Source organism: Rhizobium sp. N122, assembly GCF_002211295.1.
In the GTDB taxonomy this organism is placed as follows: domain Bacteria; phylum Pseudomonadota; class Alphaproteobacteria; order Rhizobiales; family Rhizobiaceae; genus Rhizobium.
Genome location: NZ_LOKU01000031.1, coordinates 14,812 through 31,757, shown reverse-complemented (window position 1 = coordinate 31,757; position 16,946 = coordinate 14,812). Strand labels below are relative to the sequence as shown.

16 protein-coding genes and 1 pseudogene are annotated in these 16,946 nt (G+C 61.9%); 16 read left to right on the top strand and 1 reads right to left on the bottom strand.

All coding sequences use genetic code 11. The features are described 5' to 3' along the window. The first annotated feature begins 30 nt into the window (after nucleotides 1-30). From ehuB to doeB, 8 genes are all read left to right on the top strand, one after another. A complete protein-coding gene (gene ehuB, locus ATY75_RS21045; RefSeq protein ID WP_088939042.1) occupies nucleotides 31-879 on the top strand; it encodes an ectoine/hydroxyectoine ABC transporter substrate-binding protein EhuB in 849 nt (282 codons plus the stop codon). A 79-nt stretch (nucleotides 880-958) separates the two neighbouring features. Beyond that, complete coding sequence (gene ehuC, locus ATY75_RS21040; RefSeq protein ID WP_088939041.1) at nucleotides 959-1,618, top strand: ectoine/hydroxyectoine ABC transporter permease subunit EhuC; 660 nt, start codon at nucleotides 959-961, stop codon at nucleotides 1,616-1,618. A gap of 4 nt (nucleotides 1,619-1,622) precedes the next feature. After that, nucleotides 1,623-2,282: an ectoine/hydroxyectoine ABC transporter permease subunit EhuD gene (gene ehuD / locus ATY75_RS21035; RefSeq protein ID WP_088939040.1), complete on the top strand. Its 660-nt coding sequence runs from the start codon at nucleotides 1,623-1,625 to the stop codon at nucleotides 2,280-2,282. Between the two features lies 1 nt (nucleotide 2,283). Beyond that, on the top strand, nucleotides 2,284-3,063 hold the full coding sequence (eutA, locus tag ATY75_RS21030) for an ectoine utilization protein EutA (RefSeq protein WP_088939039.1): 780 nt from the start codon (nucleotides 2,284-2,286) through the stop codon (nucleotides 3,061-3,063). Between the two features lie 4 nt (nucleotides 3,064-3,067). Further along, on the top strand, nucleotides 3,068-4,069 hold the full coding sequence (gene eutB, locus ATY75_RS21025) for a hydroxyectoine utilization dehydratase EutB (RefSeq protein WP_088939038.1): 1,002 nt from the start codon (nucleotides 3,068-3,070) through the stop codon (nucleotides 4,067-4,069). Further along, the gene (gene eutC / locus ATY75_RS21020) at nucleotides 4,066-5,058 is read left to right on the top strand and encodes an ectoine utilization protein EutC (RefSeq protein ID WP_088939037.1); all 993 of its coding nucleotides are present in this window, start codon (nucleotides 4,066-4,068) and stop codon (nucleotides 5,056-5,058) included. The genes eutB and eutC overlap by 4 nt, the downstream gene beginning before the upstream one ends. A 28-nt stretch (nucleotides 5,059-5,086) precedes the next feature. Next, complete coding sequence (gene doeA / locus ATY75_RS21015) at nucleotides 5,087-6,268, top strand: ectoine hydrolase DoeA (protein ID WP_088939036.1); 1,182 nt, start codon at nucleotides 5,087-5,089, stop codon at nucleotides 6,266-6,268. A gap of 7 nt (nucleotides 6,269-6,275) precedes the next feature. Further along, entirely contained in the window at nucleotides 6,276-7,283 is a 1,008-nt protein-coding gene (doeB, locus tag ATY75_RS21010) for a N(2)-acetyl-L-2,4-diaminobutanoate deacetylase DoeB (RefSeq protein ID WP_088939035.1), read from the top strand. Between the two features lie 24 nt (nucleotides 7,284-7,307). Here doeB and ATY75_RS21005 read toward each other — a convergent pair whose 3' ends face one another. After that, nucleotides 7,308-9,125, bottom strand: a complete 1,818-nt coding sequence (locus ATY75_RS21005; protein WP_088939034.1) for a methyl-accepting chemotaxis protein — start codon at nucleotides 9,123-9,125, stop codon at nucleotides 7,308-7,310. A gap of 265 nt (nucleotides 9,126-9,390) precedes the next feature. Here ATY75_RS21005 and ATY75_RS35135 point away from each other — a divergent pair. The 8 genes and pseudogenes from ATY75_RS35135 to ATY75_RS20965 all read left to right on the top strand — a co-directional run. Next, nucleotides 9,391-9,926: pseudogene (locus ATY75_RS35135) on the top strand (DUF1217 domain-containing protein); the annotation flags it as partial. A gap of 118 nt (nucleotides 9,927-10,044) precedes the next feature. Continuing rightward, entirely contained in the window at nucleotides 10,045-11,796 is a 1,752-nt protein-coding gene (locus tag ATY75_RS20995) for a PAS domain-containing methyl-accepting chemotaxis protein (protein WP_088939033.1), read from the top strand. Nucleotides 11,797-12,161: 365 nt separating this feature from the next. Then, nucleotides 12,162-13,001: a transporter substrate-binding domain-containing protein gene (locus tag ATY75_RS20990; RefSeq protein ID WP_064844028.1), complete on the top strand. Its 840-nt coding sequence runs from the start codon at nucleotides 12,162-12,164 to the stop codon at nucleotides 12,999-13,001. Nucleotides 13,002-13,067: 66 nt separating this feature from the next. Beyond that, nucleotides 13,068-13,730 carry an amino acid ABC transporter permease gene (locus ATY75_RS20985; protein WP_064844026.1) on the top strand — a complete coding sequence of 221 codons (663 nt, stop codon included), beginning with the start codon at nucleotides 13,068-13,070 and terminating at the stop codon, nucleotides 13,728-13,730. A gap of 4 nt (nucleotides 13,731-13,734) precedes the next feature. Beyond that, nucleotides 13,735-14,394, top strand: coding sequence for an amino acid ABC transporter permease (locus ATY75_RS20980; protein ID WP_071088179.1), 660 nt, complete (start codon nucleotides 13,735-13,737; stop codon nucleotides 14,392-14,394). Nucleotides 14,395-14,404: 10 nt separating this feature from the next. Continuing rightward, a complete protein-coding gene (locus ATY75_RS20975) occupies nucleotides 14,405-15,175 on the top strand; it encodes an amino acid ABC transporter ATP-binding protein (RefSeq protein ID WP_064844024.1) in 771 nt (256 codons plus the stop codon). A 201-nt stretch (nucleotides 15,176-15,376) separates the two neighbouring features. Then, entirely contained in the window at nucleotides 15,377-16,129 is a 753-nt protein-coding gene (locus ATY75_RS20970; RefSeq protein WP_143535328.1) for a GntR family transcriptional regulator, read from the top strand. Continuing rightward, on the top strand, nucleotides 16,123-16,908 hold the full coding sequence (locus ATY75_RS20965; protein ID WP_088939032.1) for a transporter substrate-binding domain-containing protein: 786 nt from the start codon (nucleotides 16,123-16,125) through the stop codon (nucleotides 16,906-16,908). The genes ATY75_RS20970 and ATY75_RS20965 overlap by 7 nt, the downstream gene beginning before the upstream one ends. The last annotated feature ends 38 nt before the right edge of the window (nucleotides 16,909-16,946 follow it).

Below are 16,946 nucleotides of genomic sequence, written 5' to 3'. Positions count from 1 at the left end.
TCAAAGAGAAAGCCAGAGGAGTTGGGAACGATGAAAGCAGGACATGTTTTAAGCGCCGTCAGCCTGTCGGTGCTTCTGGTGACGGCTGGAGCTCCGGCATCCGCCGCCGATGAAAAGCTCGAACAGCTGAAAGAACAGGGCTTTGCCCGCATCGCCATCGCCAACGAGCCGCCATTCACCGCCGTCGGTGCCGACGGCAAGGTTTCGGGCGCTGCTCCCGATGTCGCGCGTGTGATCTTCGAAAAGCTCGGTGTCAAGGAAGTGGTCGCCTCGATCTCGGAATATGGCGCGATGATCCCCGGCCTGCAGGCGGGCCGCCACGACGCGATCACCGCCGGCCTGTTCATGAAACCCGAACGTTGCAACGCCGTTGCCTATTCCGAACCAATCCTCTGCGATGCCGAAGCCTTTGCCCTCAAGAAAGGCAATCCGCTGAAGCTGACGAGCTACAAGGATATCGCCGACAATCCGGATGCCAAGATCGGTGCGCCGGGCGGCGGCACTGAGGAAAAGCTGGCGCTCGAGGCCGGCGTGCCGCGCGACCGCGTCATCGTCGTTCCGGATGGGCAAAGCGGCATCAAGATGCTGCAGGACGGCCGCATCGACGTCTATTCGCTGCCGGTCCTGTCGATCCACGACCTGATGGCCAAGGCGAAGGATCCCAACCTCGAAACCGTCGCCCCCGTCGTCAATGCGCCGGTGTATTGCGACGGCGCCGCCTTCCGCAAGCAAGACGTCGCACTGCGCGATGCCTTCGACGTCGAGCTGAAGAAGCTGAAGGAATCGGGCGAATTCGCCAAGATCATCGAGCCCTACGGCTTCTCGGCCAAGGCGGCGATGTCGACCAGCCGCGACAAGCTCTGCGCCGCGGCCAAGTAACTGATGTGAGCACGCCGGCCATGGGCAGGGCGGATGGCCGGCGTGCTCCTCAAACGATCTCCAGAGAAGCGAGTTGCCGATGGCGGTATGGTCCGGCTATCTGACACTGATCCTAGAGGGCGCCCTGGTGACGCTCCAGCTGACGGTCATGGGCTCGGCGCTGGCGCTGGTCATGGCCTTCCTGGCGGGCCTCGGCCGCCTGTCGCGCTTCTTTGCCGTGCGGGCTCTGGCGACCGCCTATATCGAATTCTTTCGTGGCACCTCGATCTTCGTGCAACTCTTCTGGGTCTATTTCGTGCTGCCTTTTGCCGGCTTGACCCTGACGCCACTGCAGGCGGGCGTCCTGGCGCTCGGGCTGAACGTCGGCGCCTATGGCGCGGAGGTGGTGCGCGGCGCCGTCAAGGCCGTCGGACGCGAACAGTCGGAAGCCTGTGTTGCGCTCAATCTGTCGCGGTACCAGCGCATGCGCCACGTCATCCTGCCGCAGGCGCTGCCGCTGATGCTGCCGACCTTCTGCAACAATGCGATCGAGCTCTTGAAGGGCACGGCCGTCGTATCGCTGATCTCGCTGACGGATATGACCTTCCAGGCGCAGGTGGTGCGGGCGCAGACCGGCAGTACGCTGGTGCCCTTCGCGACCATCCTCATTCTCTATTTCCTGATGGCCCTGGCGATTTCGGCGGCGATGCGCTGGCTCGAGCGGCGCATGGCCCGCAGCCTCGACGGCATAAGGACCTGATCGGATGGAATGGGATTGGGACTTCGTCTGGCAGATCATGCCGACCCTGCTCGAAGGGTTCAGGATCACTATTCTTGCCACTGTCCTCGGCGCTGCCGTCGCCATGGTCGTTGGCCTCGGTCTGGCGATTGCGCGACGGTCCCCGGTCGCCGCCATTTCCAGGACGGTCGGTTTCGTCTCGGAATTCATCCGTGGCACGCCGCTGCTGGTGCAGCTCTACTTCATCTTCTACGTGCTGCCGGATATCGGCATCCGGCTGTCGCCGCTCACCGCCGGCGTCATCGGCATGGGCATTCATTATGCGACCTATACCGCCGAAGTCTATCGCGCCGGCATCGAGAATGTGCCGCGCGGGCAATGGGAGGCCGCCAAGGCCACCAATCTGACGACGCGCCAGGCCTGGATCCACGTGGTCCTGCCGCAGGCCATCCCGCCGATGATCCCGGCGCTCGCCAATTATTTCATCGCCATGTTCAAGGAGACGCCGCTGCTGTCGGCAATCACCGTGCTCGAGCTGATGAACCAGGCAAAGAGCATCGCCAACAGCAATTACCGCTACATCGAGCCGATGACGCTGGTCGGGGTCTTCTTCCTCATTATCAGCCTGATCTCGGTCGTGGGCTTGCGCTGGCTCGAGGAACGTTACGCCAGGATGGATGACTGAGATGACAGCAAAGATCGAAATCATCCCCGCCGGCCGGCTGCCGCGACTGGACGACCGGCCGCTCGAAAAGCGCATCGGCCTGATCATCCTGGCGACGGACCATACGACGGAAGTCGATTTCCGGCGCATGGTCGCCAGCGACCGCATCGGCGTCTATGTCAGCCGCATCCGTTACGCCAATCCGGTCACACCTGAGAATCTTCTGAAAATGCAGCCGTCGCTGACGGAAGGTGCTGCGCTGATCCTGCCGGGTGAGGCGCTCGATGCCGTCATGTATTCCTGCACTTCAGCCTCGGTGGTCATCGGCGACCGCAATATCGAAGCGGCCATCCACGCGTCCAAGCCGGGTGCTGCCGTCGTAACGCCGACGGCGGCGGCGGTAAGAGGCCTGCGGGCGCTCGGCGCCAAGCGGATTTCGGTGCTGACGCCCTATACGATCGCGACCAGCCGGCCGATGGCGGATTATTTCGCGGATCTCGGTTTTACGATCGATCGCTTCACCTGCCTCGGTCTGAGCGACGACCGCGAGATGGCGCGGATCGCGCCGGATGAGATCGCATCCCTAGCGCGCCAGGCGCTGGCGCCGCAATCGGATGCGCTGTTCATCTCCTGCACCGCCGTGCGCGCCGCCGAGGTCGCGGTCCGCATTGAAGCAGAGACCGGCAAGCCGGTGGTTACCAGCAATCTCGCGACCGCCTGGGCCTGCCTAAGGCTTTGCGGCGATGATCGGCCGCGGCCCGAACTCGGTCAGCTGATGGCCAAGCCCTATCGCGAGGGCTGAGATCATGGTGAGCACCTTGCCTGTTTCGCTGGAGGACATACGCGCGGCGGCGCGGCGGATCGCCGGCCGGGTTCTCGCAACGCCGATGGTGCAATCCGCAGCGCTTGGCGACATTGCCGGCGTTCCCGTTTGGCTGAAGCTCGAACACCATCAGACGACCGGCAGTTTCAAGCTGCGCGGGGCGACCAACGCAGTGCTCGCGCTGTCGCCGGCAGAACGTGCGCGCGGCGTCGTCGCCGCCTCGACCGGAAATCACGGCCGGGCGCTTGCCCATGCGGCAAAGGCTGAAGGTGCCGTCGCGACGATCTGCATGTCGCGGCTAGTGCCGGAAAACAAGGTTGCGGAAATCCGCCGGCTCGGCGCCGAGATCCGCATCGTCGGGCAATCACAGGACGAGGCGCAGCGGGCCGTCGATCGGCTGGTGCGAGAGGAGGGGCTGGTGATGGTGCCGCCCTTCGACCATCCGGCTGTGGTGGCCGGGCAGGGGACGCTGGGGCTCGAGATCATCGACGCCTTGCCGGAAGCGGCCACGGTGCTGGTGCCGCTCTCGGGCGGTGGCCTGGCGGCAGGCGTCGCCGCCGCGATCAAGGGCGTCAATCCGAAGGTGAAGGTGGTCGGCCTGACGATGGAGCGGGGCGCGGCGATGAAGGCGAGTCTCGATGCCGGCCGGCCGGTGCAGATCGAGGAAGTACCAAGTCTTGCCGACTCGCTCGGCGGCGGCATCGGCCTTGACAATCGTGTGACGTTCGCCATGTGCCGCGCCCTTCTCGACGACGTCATCCTACTGACGGAGTCGGAAATCGCTGCCGGCATGCGCCACGCTTATGTCAGTGACCGCGAGATTCTGGAGGGAGCGGGCGCGGTCGGCGTCGCCGCGCTGCTTGCGGGAAAGATCGCCTCCAACGGTCCCGTCGTTGCGATCCTGTCCGGGCGGAATGTCGACATGGAACAGCACCGCCGGGTGATGAACGGCGAGATGGCAATGTTCCGGGAGGGTGGCCGATGAGCCGGATGATCATTCTGACGGAAGCGCAACTGCGAGAGATCGTCGGGCTCGACCGCGATGCGGTCGCCTGCATCGAAGAGGCTTTCGCAGCGCTCGCGACCAAGGCGGTGGCCATGCCGCCGATCCTGCGGCTCGACATTCCGGACTATCGCGGCGAGGTCGATGTGAAGACCGCTTATGTCCCCGGCGTCGACGGCTTCGCGATCAAGATCAGCCCCGGTTTCTTCGACAATCCGAAGATCGGCCTGCCGAGCACCAACGGCATGATGGTGCTGCTGTCGAGCCGGACCGGTCTGGTGCAGGCCCTGCTCTTGGACAATGGGTATCTCACCGACATACGCACCGCGGCAGCCGGTGCCGTCGCTGCCAAACATCTGTCGCGGCACAATGCGTCGGTGGCTGCCATCTTCGGGGCAGGCATGCAGGCGCGGCTGCAGCTTGAAGCGCTGAGGCTGGTGCGGCCGATCCGCGAAGCGAGGATATGGGCGCGGGATGCCGCAAAGGCCGAAGCCGCCGCGGGGGAATTGAGCGGAAATCTCGGGTTCCCCGTCACTGCGATGTCGGACCCGAGAAAGGCAATCTCCGGCGTCGATCTCATCGTCACCACCACGCCCGCGGAAAGCCCCGTCATTAAGGCCGGGTGGCTGGAATCCGGGCAGCATCTGACGGCCATGGGCTCGGATTCGGAGCACAAGAACGAGATCGATCCAGCGGTCATCGCCGGCGCCGGCCTCTATGTTGCCGACAGCCTGAAGCAGACGCGGCGTCTCGGCGAGCTGCATCACGCAATCGATGCCGGGCTGGTCGCGGCCGACGCGGTCTTCGCCGAACTCGGCCAGGTCGTCGCCGGCAGGGTGCCGGGGCGGACGAGCGACGACCAGATCACCATCGCCGACCTCACCGGGACCGGCATCCAAGACACCGCCATCGCCACCCTCGCCTTTGCCCGCGCCGGCGCGGCGAATGCCGGGACCCCATTCGAAAGCTGACCGGCATTTGCCGGAGAAGGGAAGAAACATGACCCAGCCCAATCTCAAATTCTCGCTCGGCGAATATGCCGCGCGGCTGGAAAAGACGCGGCGCGCCATGGAGGCGAAGGGCGTCGACCTGCTTATTGTCAGCGATCCGTCCAATATGGCCTGGCTGACCGGTTATGACGGCTGGTCCTTTTACGTGCACCAGGCGGTGATCGTGCCGCCGCAGGGCGAACCGATCTGGTTCGGTCGCGGCCAGGATGCCAACGGCGCCAAGTTCACCGCCTATCTGAAGCACGACAACATCGTCGGCTATCCCGATCACTACGTGCAGTCGACCGAGCGCCACCCGATGGACTATCTCTCCGGCATCCTGACCGAGCGCGGTTTCGGCAAGCTGACGATCGGGGTCGAGATGGACAATTACTGGTTTTCGGCGGCTGCCTTCGCGGCGCTGCAGAAGCACCTGCCGAATGCGCGCTTCGTCGACGCGACCGCGCTGGTCAACTGGCAGCGCGCGGTCAAGAGCGAGACCGAAATAAAATATATGCGCAATGCCGCCCGGATCGTCGAAGCCATGCACGCGCGCATCTTCGACAGGATCGAGGTCGGCATGCGCAAATGCGATCTTGTGGCGGAAATCTATGATGCCGGCACCCGCGGCGTCGATGGCATCGGCGGCGATTATCCGGCGATCGTGCCGCTGCTGCCGTCCGGTGTCGAAGCATCCGCGCCGCATCTGACCTGGGACGACCGGCCGCTGAAGAAGGGCGAGGGCACCTTCTTCGAGATTGCCGGCTGCTACAACCGTTATCACCTGCCGCTGTCGCGCACCGTCTTCCTCGGCAAGCCGACCCAGGCTTTTCTCGACGCCGAGAAGGCGACACTCGAAGGCATGGAGGCCGGTCTTGCCGTCGCCAAGCCCGGCAATAGCTGCGAGGACATCGCCAATGCTTTCTTCGCGGTTCTGAAGAAATACGGCATCGTCAAGGACAACCGCACCGGTTACCCCATCGGCCTGTCCTATCCGCCGGACTGGGGCGAGCGCACCATGAGCCTGCGCCCGGGCGACCGGACGGAGCTGAAGCCCGGCATGACCTTCCATTTCATGACCGGCCTCTGGCTCGACGACATGGGTTTCGAGACGACCGAAAGCATTCTCATCACCGAAAGCGGCGTCGAATGCTTCGCAAACGTGCCGCGCAGACTGATGGTCAAGGATTGAGGCTGTCATGACTGATATTGGCTTGCGACCGTCGCCGATCAGCGCGACGGTGGATTTCGCCGCCGAGGGCGTCCAGCACGGTTTCCTCAGGCTGCCCTACAGCCGCGACGATTCCGCCTGGGGCTCGGTGATGATCCCGATAACGGTCGTCCGGAACGGCAAGGGACCGACAGCGCTTCTGACCGGCGGCAATCACGGCGACGAGTATGAAGGACCGATCGCGCTCTTCGATCTTGCCCTAACGCTGAAGGCCGAGGAGGTGAGCGGCGCTGTCATCATCGTGCCGGCGATGAATTATCCGGCGTTCCTTGCGGGAACCAGGACGTCGCCGATCGACAGGGGCAACATGAATCGCAGCTTTCCGGGCCGGCCGGACGGCACGGTGACCGAGAAGATTGCCGACTATTTTCAGCGTGTGCTTCTGCCGATGGCGGATCTCGTGCTCGACTTTCATTCCGGCGGCAAGACGCTCGACTTTCTGCCGTTCTGCGCAGCCCATATCCTGCCGAACAAGCAGCAGGAGGCGAAGGCTTTCGATTTCGTCACGGCCTTTGCCGCACCCTATTCGATGAAGATGCTGGAGATCGATGCGGTCGGCATGTACGACACTGCCGCCGAGGAGATGGGCAAGGTCTTCATCACCACGGAACTCGGTGGCGGCGGCACCGCCACGGCCAAAACTGCGGCGATCGCCAAACGCGGCACCATCAACGTGCTGCGCCACGCCGGGATCGTCGCCGGCGCTGTCGATGCCGGTCCGACGACCTGGCTCGACATGCCGGACGGCCGCTGTTTCTCCTTTGCGGAGGAGGGCGGATTGATCGAACCGGTTATCGATCTCGGTGAGGCCGTCACGGAGCATGCCGTGATCGCCCGCATCTATCCGACCGGAACAACCGGCATGCCCCCCCACGAAATCCGCGGCGGCATGGACGGCATTCTCTGTGCTCGGCATTTCCCGGGCCTGGTCAAATCGGGCGATTGCGTTGCCGTGGTTGCAACTGTCGACAAGTGAGGTGAAAGGATCTCGGCCGAGTGGTCAAGCGGCTTGACGCGGCCTTGACATGCTGCTTGCCGCATCGATCTGAAAGCGCCTGACGACGCCTTCCAATCTCTGCGTTTGGGCGCCGAGCGCGCGGCAGGCAGAAGCGGTTTCGACGGCCATGGCCGCATTGTGTTGCGTCACCTGGTCGAGGGCGTTGACGGCGGCGTTGATCTCGCGGATCGCGACCGCCTGTTCGGAGGATACCGAAACGATCCGGGCGATGAGCCCGGCAACCTGCTCGACCTGTCCTTCGATTTCCTGAAGCGCCTTGCCGGTGCGGTTGACAAGCTCCACGCCGGTGGAAACCTGAGATGAGGACGTGGAAATCAGCGCCCTGATCTCCTTGGCGGCGTTGGCCGAGCGCATGGCGAGTTCGCGCACCTCCTGCGCCACGACGGCGAAACCCTTGCCGGCCTCACCGGCGCGGGCAGCTTCAACGCCGGCATTGAGCGCCAGGAGATTGGTCTGGAAGGCGATTTCATCAATGACGTTGACGATGTCGCCGATCTGCGACGACGAGCCTTCGATCCGTTCCATGGCGGCGATCGCTTCGCGCACGACGGCCGCCGAACGTTCGGCGCTGGTGCGGGTCTCAGTCATCATCCCGGTTGCCTTGCCGGCATGTTCGGCGGCGTCTTTCGCCTTGGCATTCATCTCGTCGAGTGCGGTTGTGGCCTCTTCGAGCATGGCAGCCTGCTGTTCCGTGCGCGAAGCGAGACTCTCGGTTGCACCCGTAATGTCGGCCGAGGAGCTATCCACTTGTTTGGAGGTCTGGGCGATTTCGGCCATCGAGGCGCAAAGCGCGTCCATACTGTCATTGAACTTGGCGCGCAAAGTCTCGTAAGCGGCGGCAAAAGGTGTGGCGATCCGGCAATCGAGATTGCCGTGTGATAGCTGGTCCAGGCCGTGGGTCAGCTGAGCGATCACCGTTTCGCGGACCTGCTCGTCGGCGGCTTTGTCGGCCATCTGGCTGCGTTCGCGCTCAAATTCCGCATCGCGAAGCGCCGTCTCGCGCTTCTGCGCGTCCTGCCGCTCGAGCGCGTTGCGACGGAAAACCGCCACGGCCTTGGACATGGCGCCGATCTCGTCGGAGCGGCTGGCATAGGGAACCTCGGTCGAAAAATCGCCGTCTGCGAGGTTGCCCATATAGGCCTTCATACCGTCGAGCGGCACGATCGCCCGGCGGCGCAGCAGATAGAGCCCGACCAGCAACAAAGCGAAGGATCCGAGGCCGGCGCCACCGGCGTAGATCGTCCAGGTGACGATTTCCGAGGCGGCATTGTGTTCCTCGCCCTTCAGGAAGGCGTCGGAATTGGCGACGAGTTTCTCGACCGCGTCCTGGTGCGAATGAAAGGCGACGCGCAACTGCTCGATCGCCCCGTGCGCCTTGTCCTCGTCCTTGGCGGTCAGCGCCGGGATGATTTCGCGGTCCATCACGTCCCAGAATCTATCGCCCTTGGCAAGCACATCGTTTTCAAGCTCGTCCTTCAAAGACTGCGGCAGACGGGTGGTTTTCCAATAGGCGCGGCGGTCGTCGTAAGCCGCCTTGAGATTGGCGATCTTGGCAAGATTGGTGTCGGTGAGTTCGGGAAATTTGCTCGCCTCGAAGGAAAGCATGTAGGATTCGACCACAAACAGCGGCGGCGGCAGAATATCGGCGATCAGGTCCTTGCCATAGACGACCTGCTCGTAAACCGGGCCGTTGACCTTCAGCCGTTCGAGCGCCGATTGCTGCAATCCGATCGACATGAAAAGGCCTGCTGAAACGGCGACACCAAACGCCACCAGGCTACGAGCAATAGTAAAAGCCAAGGCTATTCTCCAAATAACTTGTGGCCTTTCCGCGTCGAGAGGCCTGATCTACGTACCGCATTATTTCGCACGAACGCTGAAATATGGTTAATTCTTTTGGGTATCAGAAGTTGATCGGCCTGCCTGGGGCGGAGGCAGGCGTCCAAAATTGGGGTGATTCGAGGCCGTGGCTGTTTTAGTCTCGCTGACGCGCTGAAGCGGATGATGAGCGGTATATAAATTGATTCGGACACATGAAGGCGGCTGCGCATCGCCATGACCGGCGAACTATGTGCTGACCGCTTTCGGCCTCAGCACCGACTACACCTCGACCAGCTTCCTGAAGGACGTTCTGACGAGCGATCTCGACGATGCCGACAGTTTCGTCAACCAGCTCGGCGACGACGTCTATATCAGCCTGGCGAAGGCCTTCAACTTCAACGAGGACGGCTCGACCGACGGCGACGTCATGTCGGAAGACCAGATTTCGCTGGTGACCAGCGGTTATCAGGTGGCCTCAGCGACGATTGCGTCTTCCGAAACCGGAGAGGCTTAAGACATCTATTACGCCGCGGAAATCGGCAACATCACCTCCGTCGATCAGTGAGCGACGACAAGCTGGTTTCCTATCTCAGGACTGCCTACGGGCTGACCGACGACGAATCCGATACCTTCATTTCCGCGGCACTGAAAAGCGCCGACATCGCCGACGCGATCGGTCTGTCCGATCTGCACGGCGCCTTCAATTTCGACGAGGACGGCGCGCTTGCCGATGGCGACATTGCCCAGACCTCGGACCAGGCCGCCGCGACCACGGCGGCCTCAGAACGAACGCAGACCGCTAAACCTTATATTAATCATTAAATCCCCATTAATAAGCATGGGCAAATATTCGCGACCTGTCCGAATTGACTGCGATGAAATCTGGGGGGATTTACGAGTGAGCATTCTTGATCGTGGTGCAAATGCTGTCGCGGCTCTTGCCGCTCTATCGAACTCGCAAGCCATGATCGAATTCGACCTGTCCGGCACGATCCTCACCGCGAACGAAAATTTCTGCAGGGCGCTCGGCTATGAGTTGCGGGAGATCGCGGGACAACATCACCGCATGTTCGTTGAGCCCGCCTATGCGTCCTCGGCGGAATACAAGGCCTTCTGGACGAAGCTGTCAGCCGGGAAATTCGATCAGCAGCAATATAAGCGGCTCGGAAAAGGCGGCCGCGAGGTCTGGATCGAAGCATCCTACAATCCGGTGTTCCGGCGCGGCAGACCGGTCAAGGTCATCAAGATCGCAACCGATATCACTGCGCAGAAGCTGAAATCCGCCGAGGATGCGGGCAAGATCGACGCATTGTCGCGCGCTCAGGCGATCATCGAATTCACGCCGACCGGCGAAGTTTTGAACGCCAACGAAAATTTCCTCGCCGCCCTCGGCTATTCGCTTTCTGAGATCCAGGGCAAACATCATTCGATGTTCTGCGAAGCCGACTATTCGAGATCCGAGGCTTACAAGGAATTCTGGCGCAAGCTTGCGAGCGGCCAGTTGATCGCCGACGAATTCATGCGTGTCGGAAAGGGCGGACGGAAGGTCTACATCCAGGCCTCCTACAATCCGATCTTCGACCTCAACGGCCAAGTGTTCAAAGTCGTCAAGTTTGCCACCGATGTCACGGCGCGCGTCGAGAATGTCGAACAACTTGCCCGTTGCCTGACGAACTTCGCCGACGGCGACCTGTCGCAGGCGATCCGGATGCCCTTCATTCCCTCACTGGAGCGGCTGCGCACCGACTTCAACAGCGCCTCGGAAAAACTGAAGGACGCAATGGCAACGGTCGCCGAAAATGCCAAGGCGATTTCGGCTGGTTCCAACGAAATCCGCACAGCAGCCGATGACCTGGCAAAACGCACCGAGCAGCAAGCGGCATCGGTCGAAGAGACGGCGGCCGCGCTTGAGGAAATTACCACCACGGTCAAGGATTCGAGCCGCCGCGCCGAGGAAGCCGGTCAGCTGGTAGCGCGTACCAAACACCATGCGGAGCATTCCGGCCAGGTGGTGCGGGATGCGATCGGAGCGATGGATCAGATCGAAAACTCGTCACACGAAATTTCAAACATTATCGGCGTCATCGATGAAATCGCCTTCCAGACGAATCTTTTGGCGCTCAATGCCGGCGTAGAGGCGGCGCGGGCAGGGGAGGCCGGCAAGGGGTTTGCGGTCGTTGCTCAGGAGGTCCGTGAGCTGGCCCAGCGGTCGGCGAAAGCCGCGAAAGAGATCAAGAGCCTGATTACCGCGTCCGGTTCGCATGTCGCCAACGGTGTCGCTCTCGTCACGAATGCCGGATCGGCGCTGCGGGAAATCACGAGCCAGGTTCACGACATCAATACCAATGTCACGGCGATCGTCGAGGCGGCGCGCGAACAATCGACGGCGCTCGGCGGTATCAGCCATGCCATCAACACTGTCGATCAGGGAACGCAGCAAAATGCCGCCATGGTCGAGGAGCAGACTGCCGCAAGCCATGGCCTTGCCAGGGAGGCTGCCGCACTCTTCAAGCTTCTCGAGCAGTTTCGTTTCGAGGACGCGCCGAAATCACGGTCTTCGTCAACGCCGGCGGTTTTGAAAGTCGTCCGCACGGCCTCGGCTCACGGATCAGCGGCTGGCGCACTGAAGTCCGATTGGGAAGAATTCTGATCCAGCTCAAATCAAAGCTACAGCGTCCTTTGCACGTCTGAAAAGGGCGTGGCGCTGAGGGGCTGAGAACCGTTTCGCGGGATGTCGGTTTCTTCCTCGTTTCCAACAACGAGGAGATCGCCGACGGCTACGACGCGGCTTCCCTATCCATTCACCGAAACGATGGAGCGCAGCTAGGCGACCAGCCTGTAGGCGGGTGGAAAAATGCTGCACTGCCAAAATTATCGCCACGCGCGTTTCTGCGCGTTTTTTCGGCATGGCCCATTGACAATTCATCCCTGATGGCACTTGATACGTTATTCCAGTAAAACAGACATGCGTCCATTATACTGGAATAATCGGAAAGTATCCATAAGGGGAACGCCATGACCATTTCCTTTCGCACCGGCGTGATGTCGCTGGTCGCCGCCGCCTTGTTGTCCACGCCTGTGCTGGCCGAGGGCAGCAAGCTCGATGAAGTGCTGGCCCGTGGCCACCTCGTGCTCGGCACGGGCAGCACCAATGCGCCCTGGCACTTCAAGAGCGCCGACGACAAGCTTCAGGGTTTCGACGTCGACATGGGCCATATCATCGCCAAGGCACTCTTCGGCGATCCTGAGAAGATCGAATATGTGAACCAGTCCTCCGACGCCCGCATCCCGAACATCACCACCGACAAGGTCGACATCACCTGCCAGTTCATGACCGTGACAGGCGAACGCGCCCAACAGGTCGCCTTCACCATTCCTTATTATCGCGAGGGTGTCGGCCTGATGCTCAAGGCGGACGGAAAATATGCCGACTTCGCGGCGCTCAAGGCCGCCGGTTCCTCCGTCACCATCTCGGTTCTGCAGAACGTCTATGCCGAGACGATGGTGCATGCGGCCTTGCCGGAGGCGACCGTCGATCAGTATGATTCCGTCGACCTGATCTATCAGGCGCTGGAGTCGGGACGTGCCGATGCCGTCGCCACGGACCAGTCGTCGCTTGCCTGGTACATGACGCAGAACCCGGGGCGCTACAAAGATGCCGGCTACGGCTGGAATCCGCAGACCTATGCCTGCGCCGTCAAGCGCGGCGACCAGGACTGGCTGAACTTCGTCAACACCGCCCTGCATGAAGCCATGACCGGCGTCGAATTCGACTTTTACGCCAAGTCCTTCAAGACCTGGTTCGGCAAGGATCTGACGCCGCCGCAGATCGGCTTTCCTGTTGAGTTCAAGTAAGGGTCATGCGGAGCGGGATTGTTCTCCCGCTCCGCTGACGCGCCGTATTCTGAAAGGGCGGCCCGCATGGGTTACACGCTGAATTTTGCTGCCGTCTGGCGCAACTTCGATTTTCTTTTGAGCGGGCTTGCGCTCAGTCTCGGCCTGGCCGTGATCTCGATCTTGATCGGGGCCGCGATCGGTCTCGTCGTGGCCTTCGCGCTGACCTCCAAAAACCGCTTTGCGGTGGTGCCGGCGCGGGTCTATGTCACGGTCATTCGCAACCTGCCGATCCTCGTCCTGGTGCTTTTCGCCTTTTTCGCGCTGCCGCAGATGGGGGTGCGCCTCGACAAGATAAAAAGCTTCGTGCTGGTTCTCTCCCTCTATTCCGGCGCCTATCTGGCCGAGGTGTTCCGCGCCGGCCTGTTGTCGATCCCGCGAGGGCTGACCGAAGCCGGCCTCGCCATCGGTCTGACGGGAATGCAGATCCGCAGCTCGATCATCGCGCCGCTGATGCTGCGCAACGTGCTGCCGTCGCTGTCTTCGACGATCATCTCGCTGTTCAAGGACACCTCGCTTGCCGCCGCCATCGCCGTGCCGGAACTGACCTTTGCTGCCCGCAAGATCAATGTCGAAAGTTTCCGCGTCATCGAAACCTGGATGGTCACCTCGGCCCTCTATGTCGTGACCTGTTTCCTCATCGCCGCCGTGATGCGCTTCGTCGAGCGCCGTCTGGCCCTGCCGAGATAGATCAATGTCCCACACCTTTCTCGAACAGCTCTGGATCGCCCGCTACGTCATCATCAACGGCATCGGCGTCACCGTGTCGATCTCGCTGTTGGCCATTCTGGCCGGGTCCGTGCTCGGCGTTTTCGTCGGCCTGGCGCTCGTCTATGGCGGCGTTGTTTTGCGTCTGATCGTGCGCGCCTATACGGATATCATCCGCGGCACGCCGGTGCTCGTGCTGGTGCTGGCAAGCTATTATGTTTCCGCCGCCGTCGGGCTCGATCTCGGGCCGTTCTCCGCCGGCGTGCTCGCCCTGGCGATCTTCTGCTCCTCGCATGTCGGCGAGATCGTCCGCGGAGCGCTTCAGGCGATCCCGAAGGGGCAGACCGAAGCCGCCAAGGCGATCGGCCTGACCTTTACCCAGACCTTCACCTCGGTGCTGTGGCCGCAGGCGATGCGCCAGTGCCTGCCGGCCTGGGTGAATACGGCGGCCGAAATGGTGAAGGCCTCGACGCTGCTCTCCGTCATCGGCGTCGCCGAGCTTTTGCTGCGCACGCAGGAGATCATCTCCCGCAATTTCATGAGCCTCCAGTTCTATTTCCTGGCCGGCGGTCTCTATTTCCTCGTCAATTACGGTATCGAGCACTTCGGCAAATATGTCGAGCGCAAGACCGCCCTGCCGTCCTAAGGAGCCCCCGATGGCCAAGACCATTCTCGACATCAAGGGTCTGCGCAAGACTTACGGCATCCACGAAGTCCTCAAAGGCGTCGATTGCGCCGTTGAAGAAGGCGAGGTCATTTCCATCATCGGCTCGTCCGGCTCCGGAAAGACCACCTTGCTGCGCTGCGTCAACATGCTGGAAGAATTCCAGGGGGGCACGATCAGCCTCGACGGCGAAGAGATCGGCTACCGCGTCGACGGTGCAACACGCCGCCGCAAGGGCGAGAAGGAGATTGCCCGCCAGCGCGCGCTGACCGGCATGGCCTTTCAGCAGTTCAATCTCTTCCCGCATATGAGTGCCGCCGAAAACGTCATGCTCGGCCTCGTCAAGGTGAAGAAAATGACGAAGCCGGATGCCCGCGCCGTCGCGGAAAAATGGCTCGATCGCGTCGGCCTTTCCGCCCGCGCGAACCATTATCCCGGTCAGCTTTCCGGCGGCCAGCAGCAGCGCGTCGCCATCGCCCGCGCCATTGCCATGTCGCCGAGACTGATGTTGTTCGACGAAGTGACCTCGGCGCTTGACCCGGAACTGGTGGGCGAAGTGCTGCAGGTCATCAAGGGGCTTGCCGCCGACGGCATGACCATGCTGCTCGTCACCCATGAAATGCGCTTTGCCTACGAGGTTTCGTCGCGCGTCATCTTCATGAACCAGGGCGTCATCTGCGAAGAGGGCGATCCGAAGGAGATGTTCGTGCGGCCGAAGACCGAACGGCTCGCGGAATTCCTCAAAACCTCAAGTTTCAACTAAAAGCGCGAAGACGATCGGCGCGGCTGTTCGACCGCCGATCTGAAAGATCGCGGTCGCACCAACCGGCGTCTTCGGGCGCCGACGCCCGCACAAATTACATTCAATCTGCATTCCCGGCAGGCAAATTTCCCGCACAGCATTCGCGGCATCTTGAAAATCCTGAACACAGGATTTTGGCATGCGCTTTGCTTTCTGTCTTGTATGCAAGATAGCCACACATCCGAGACCACGCAGAAATCCATCGAGGCGACGATCGTCTCCGGCATCCTTTCTGCCAAGATCCGGCCTGGTATGCGTCTTGGCGAAAACCAGCTGGCAGCGCTCTTCGGCGTGTCCAGAACCCGCGTCCGGGAAGCGATGATGCGGCTGGAGACACGCGGCATCGTGCATGTAAGCCCTCGGCGTGGCTGGTTTGTCGTCGAGCCGTCCGCCGAAGATGCGATCGCGGTCTATGAGGCGCGGCGGATCGTCGAAGCCGGGCTGCTGCGCAGCATGCGGACGCTGACGGACGAGGGCAGCAAGGCGCTCGACGCCCATCTCACCGAGGAGCGAAATGCCATGGCGGCGGGCGACCGCCAGCGCCTGACCTATCTGATGGGCGATTTCCATATCCGCATCGCCGAATTGAGCGGCAACGCCATCATCGTCGATATCCTGCGCGATCTGACCGCGCGGACGATCCTCATTTCGATGCTCTATCAATCCGAATTTCACGCCACACAATCCCACGAGGGGCACTGCCGCATCTTCGAGGCCATGCAGGCGGGCGATTTCGTCAGAGCTGCGGAACTCTCCGTCGAGCATCTCGACGACGTGGAAATGGGCCTCGACCTCACCGCCCGCCCGGATCCGCTTTCAGATCTGCGCAATTCCCTGTCGCTCCCGACCCAGGACCGTGTCCCCACCTCTCAGCCCCCAAAACGCAACTTCAAAGGAGTAATGAACGCATGCTGACAAGACGAGTTTTCTTCGCAATCGCGACCCTGGCGGCAGGCCTCGGCTTCGGCTCCGCTTCTCATGCCGATGCGCTCGCTGACATCACGGCGCGCGGTACGCTGCGTGTCGCGGTCCCGCAGGATTTCCCGCCGTTTGGCAGCGTCGGCACCGATATGGCGCCGATGGGCTACGATATCGACGTCGCCAATCTCATTGCCGAAAAGCTGGGCGTCAAGACCGAACTCGTGCCGGTCACCAGCGCCAACCGCGTGCCCTATCTGCAGACCAACAAGGTCGATCTGGTCATATCGAGCCTCGGCAAGAATGCGGAGCGCGAAAAGGTGATCGATTTCTCCGCAGCCTACGCTCCCTTCTTCAACGGCGTGTTCGCGCCGGCCGATGTTTCGATCGCCAAGGCGGAAGATCTCGCCGGCAAGAGCATCGGCGTCACGCGCGGCTCGGTCGAGGATCTGGAGCTGACGAAGATCGCGCCGGGCGACGCGACGATCAAGCGTTACGAGGACAATAACGGCACGATCTCGGCCTTCCTCTCCGGCCAGGTCGACACTATCGCTACCGGCAACGTCGTGGCGGCGGCGATCCTCGCCAAAAATCCCCCCAAGCGCCCGGAGCTCAAATTCCTGATCAAGAACTCGCCCTGCTATATCGGCCTCAACAAGGAGCAGGCGGCTCTTCTGGAGAAGGTGAACGGCATCATCGCTGCCGCCAAAACCGATGGCGCGCTGACCGCCATATCGCAGAAGTGGCTCGGCACCGATCTCCCGTCGGATCTCTGAACGACCCGGTCTTCCGGATGTCATCCCGCGCCCGCAGG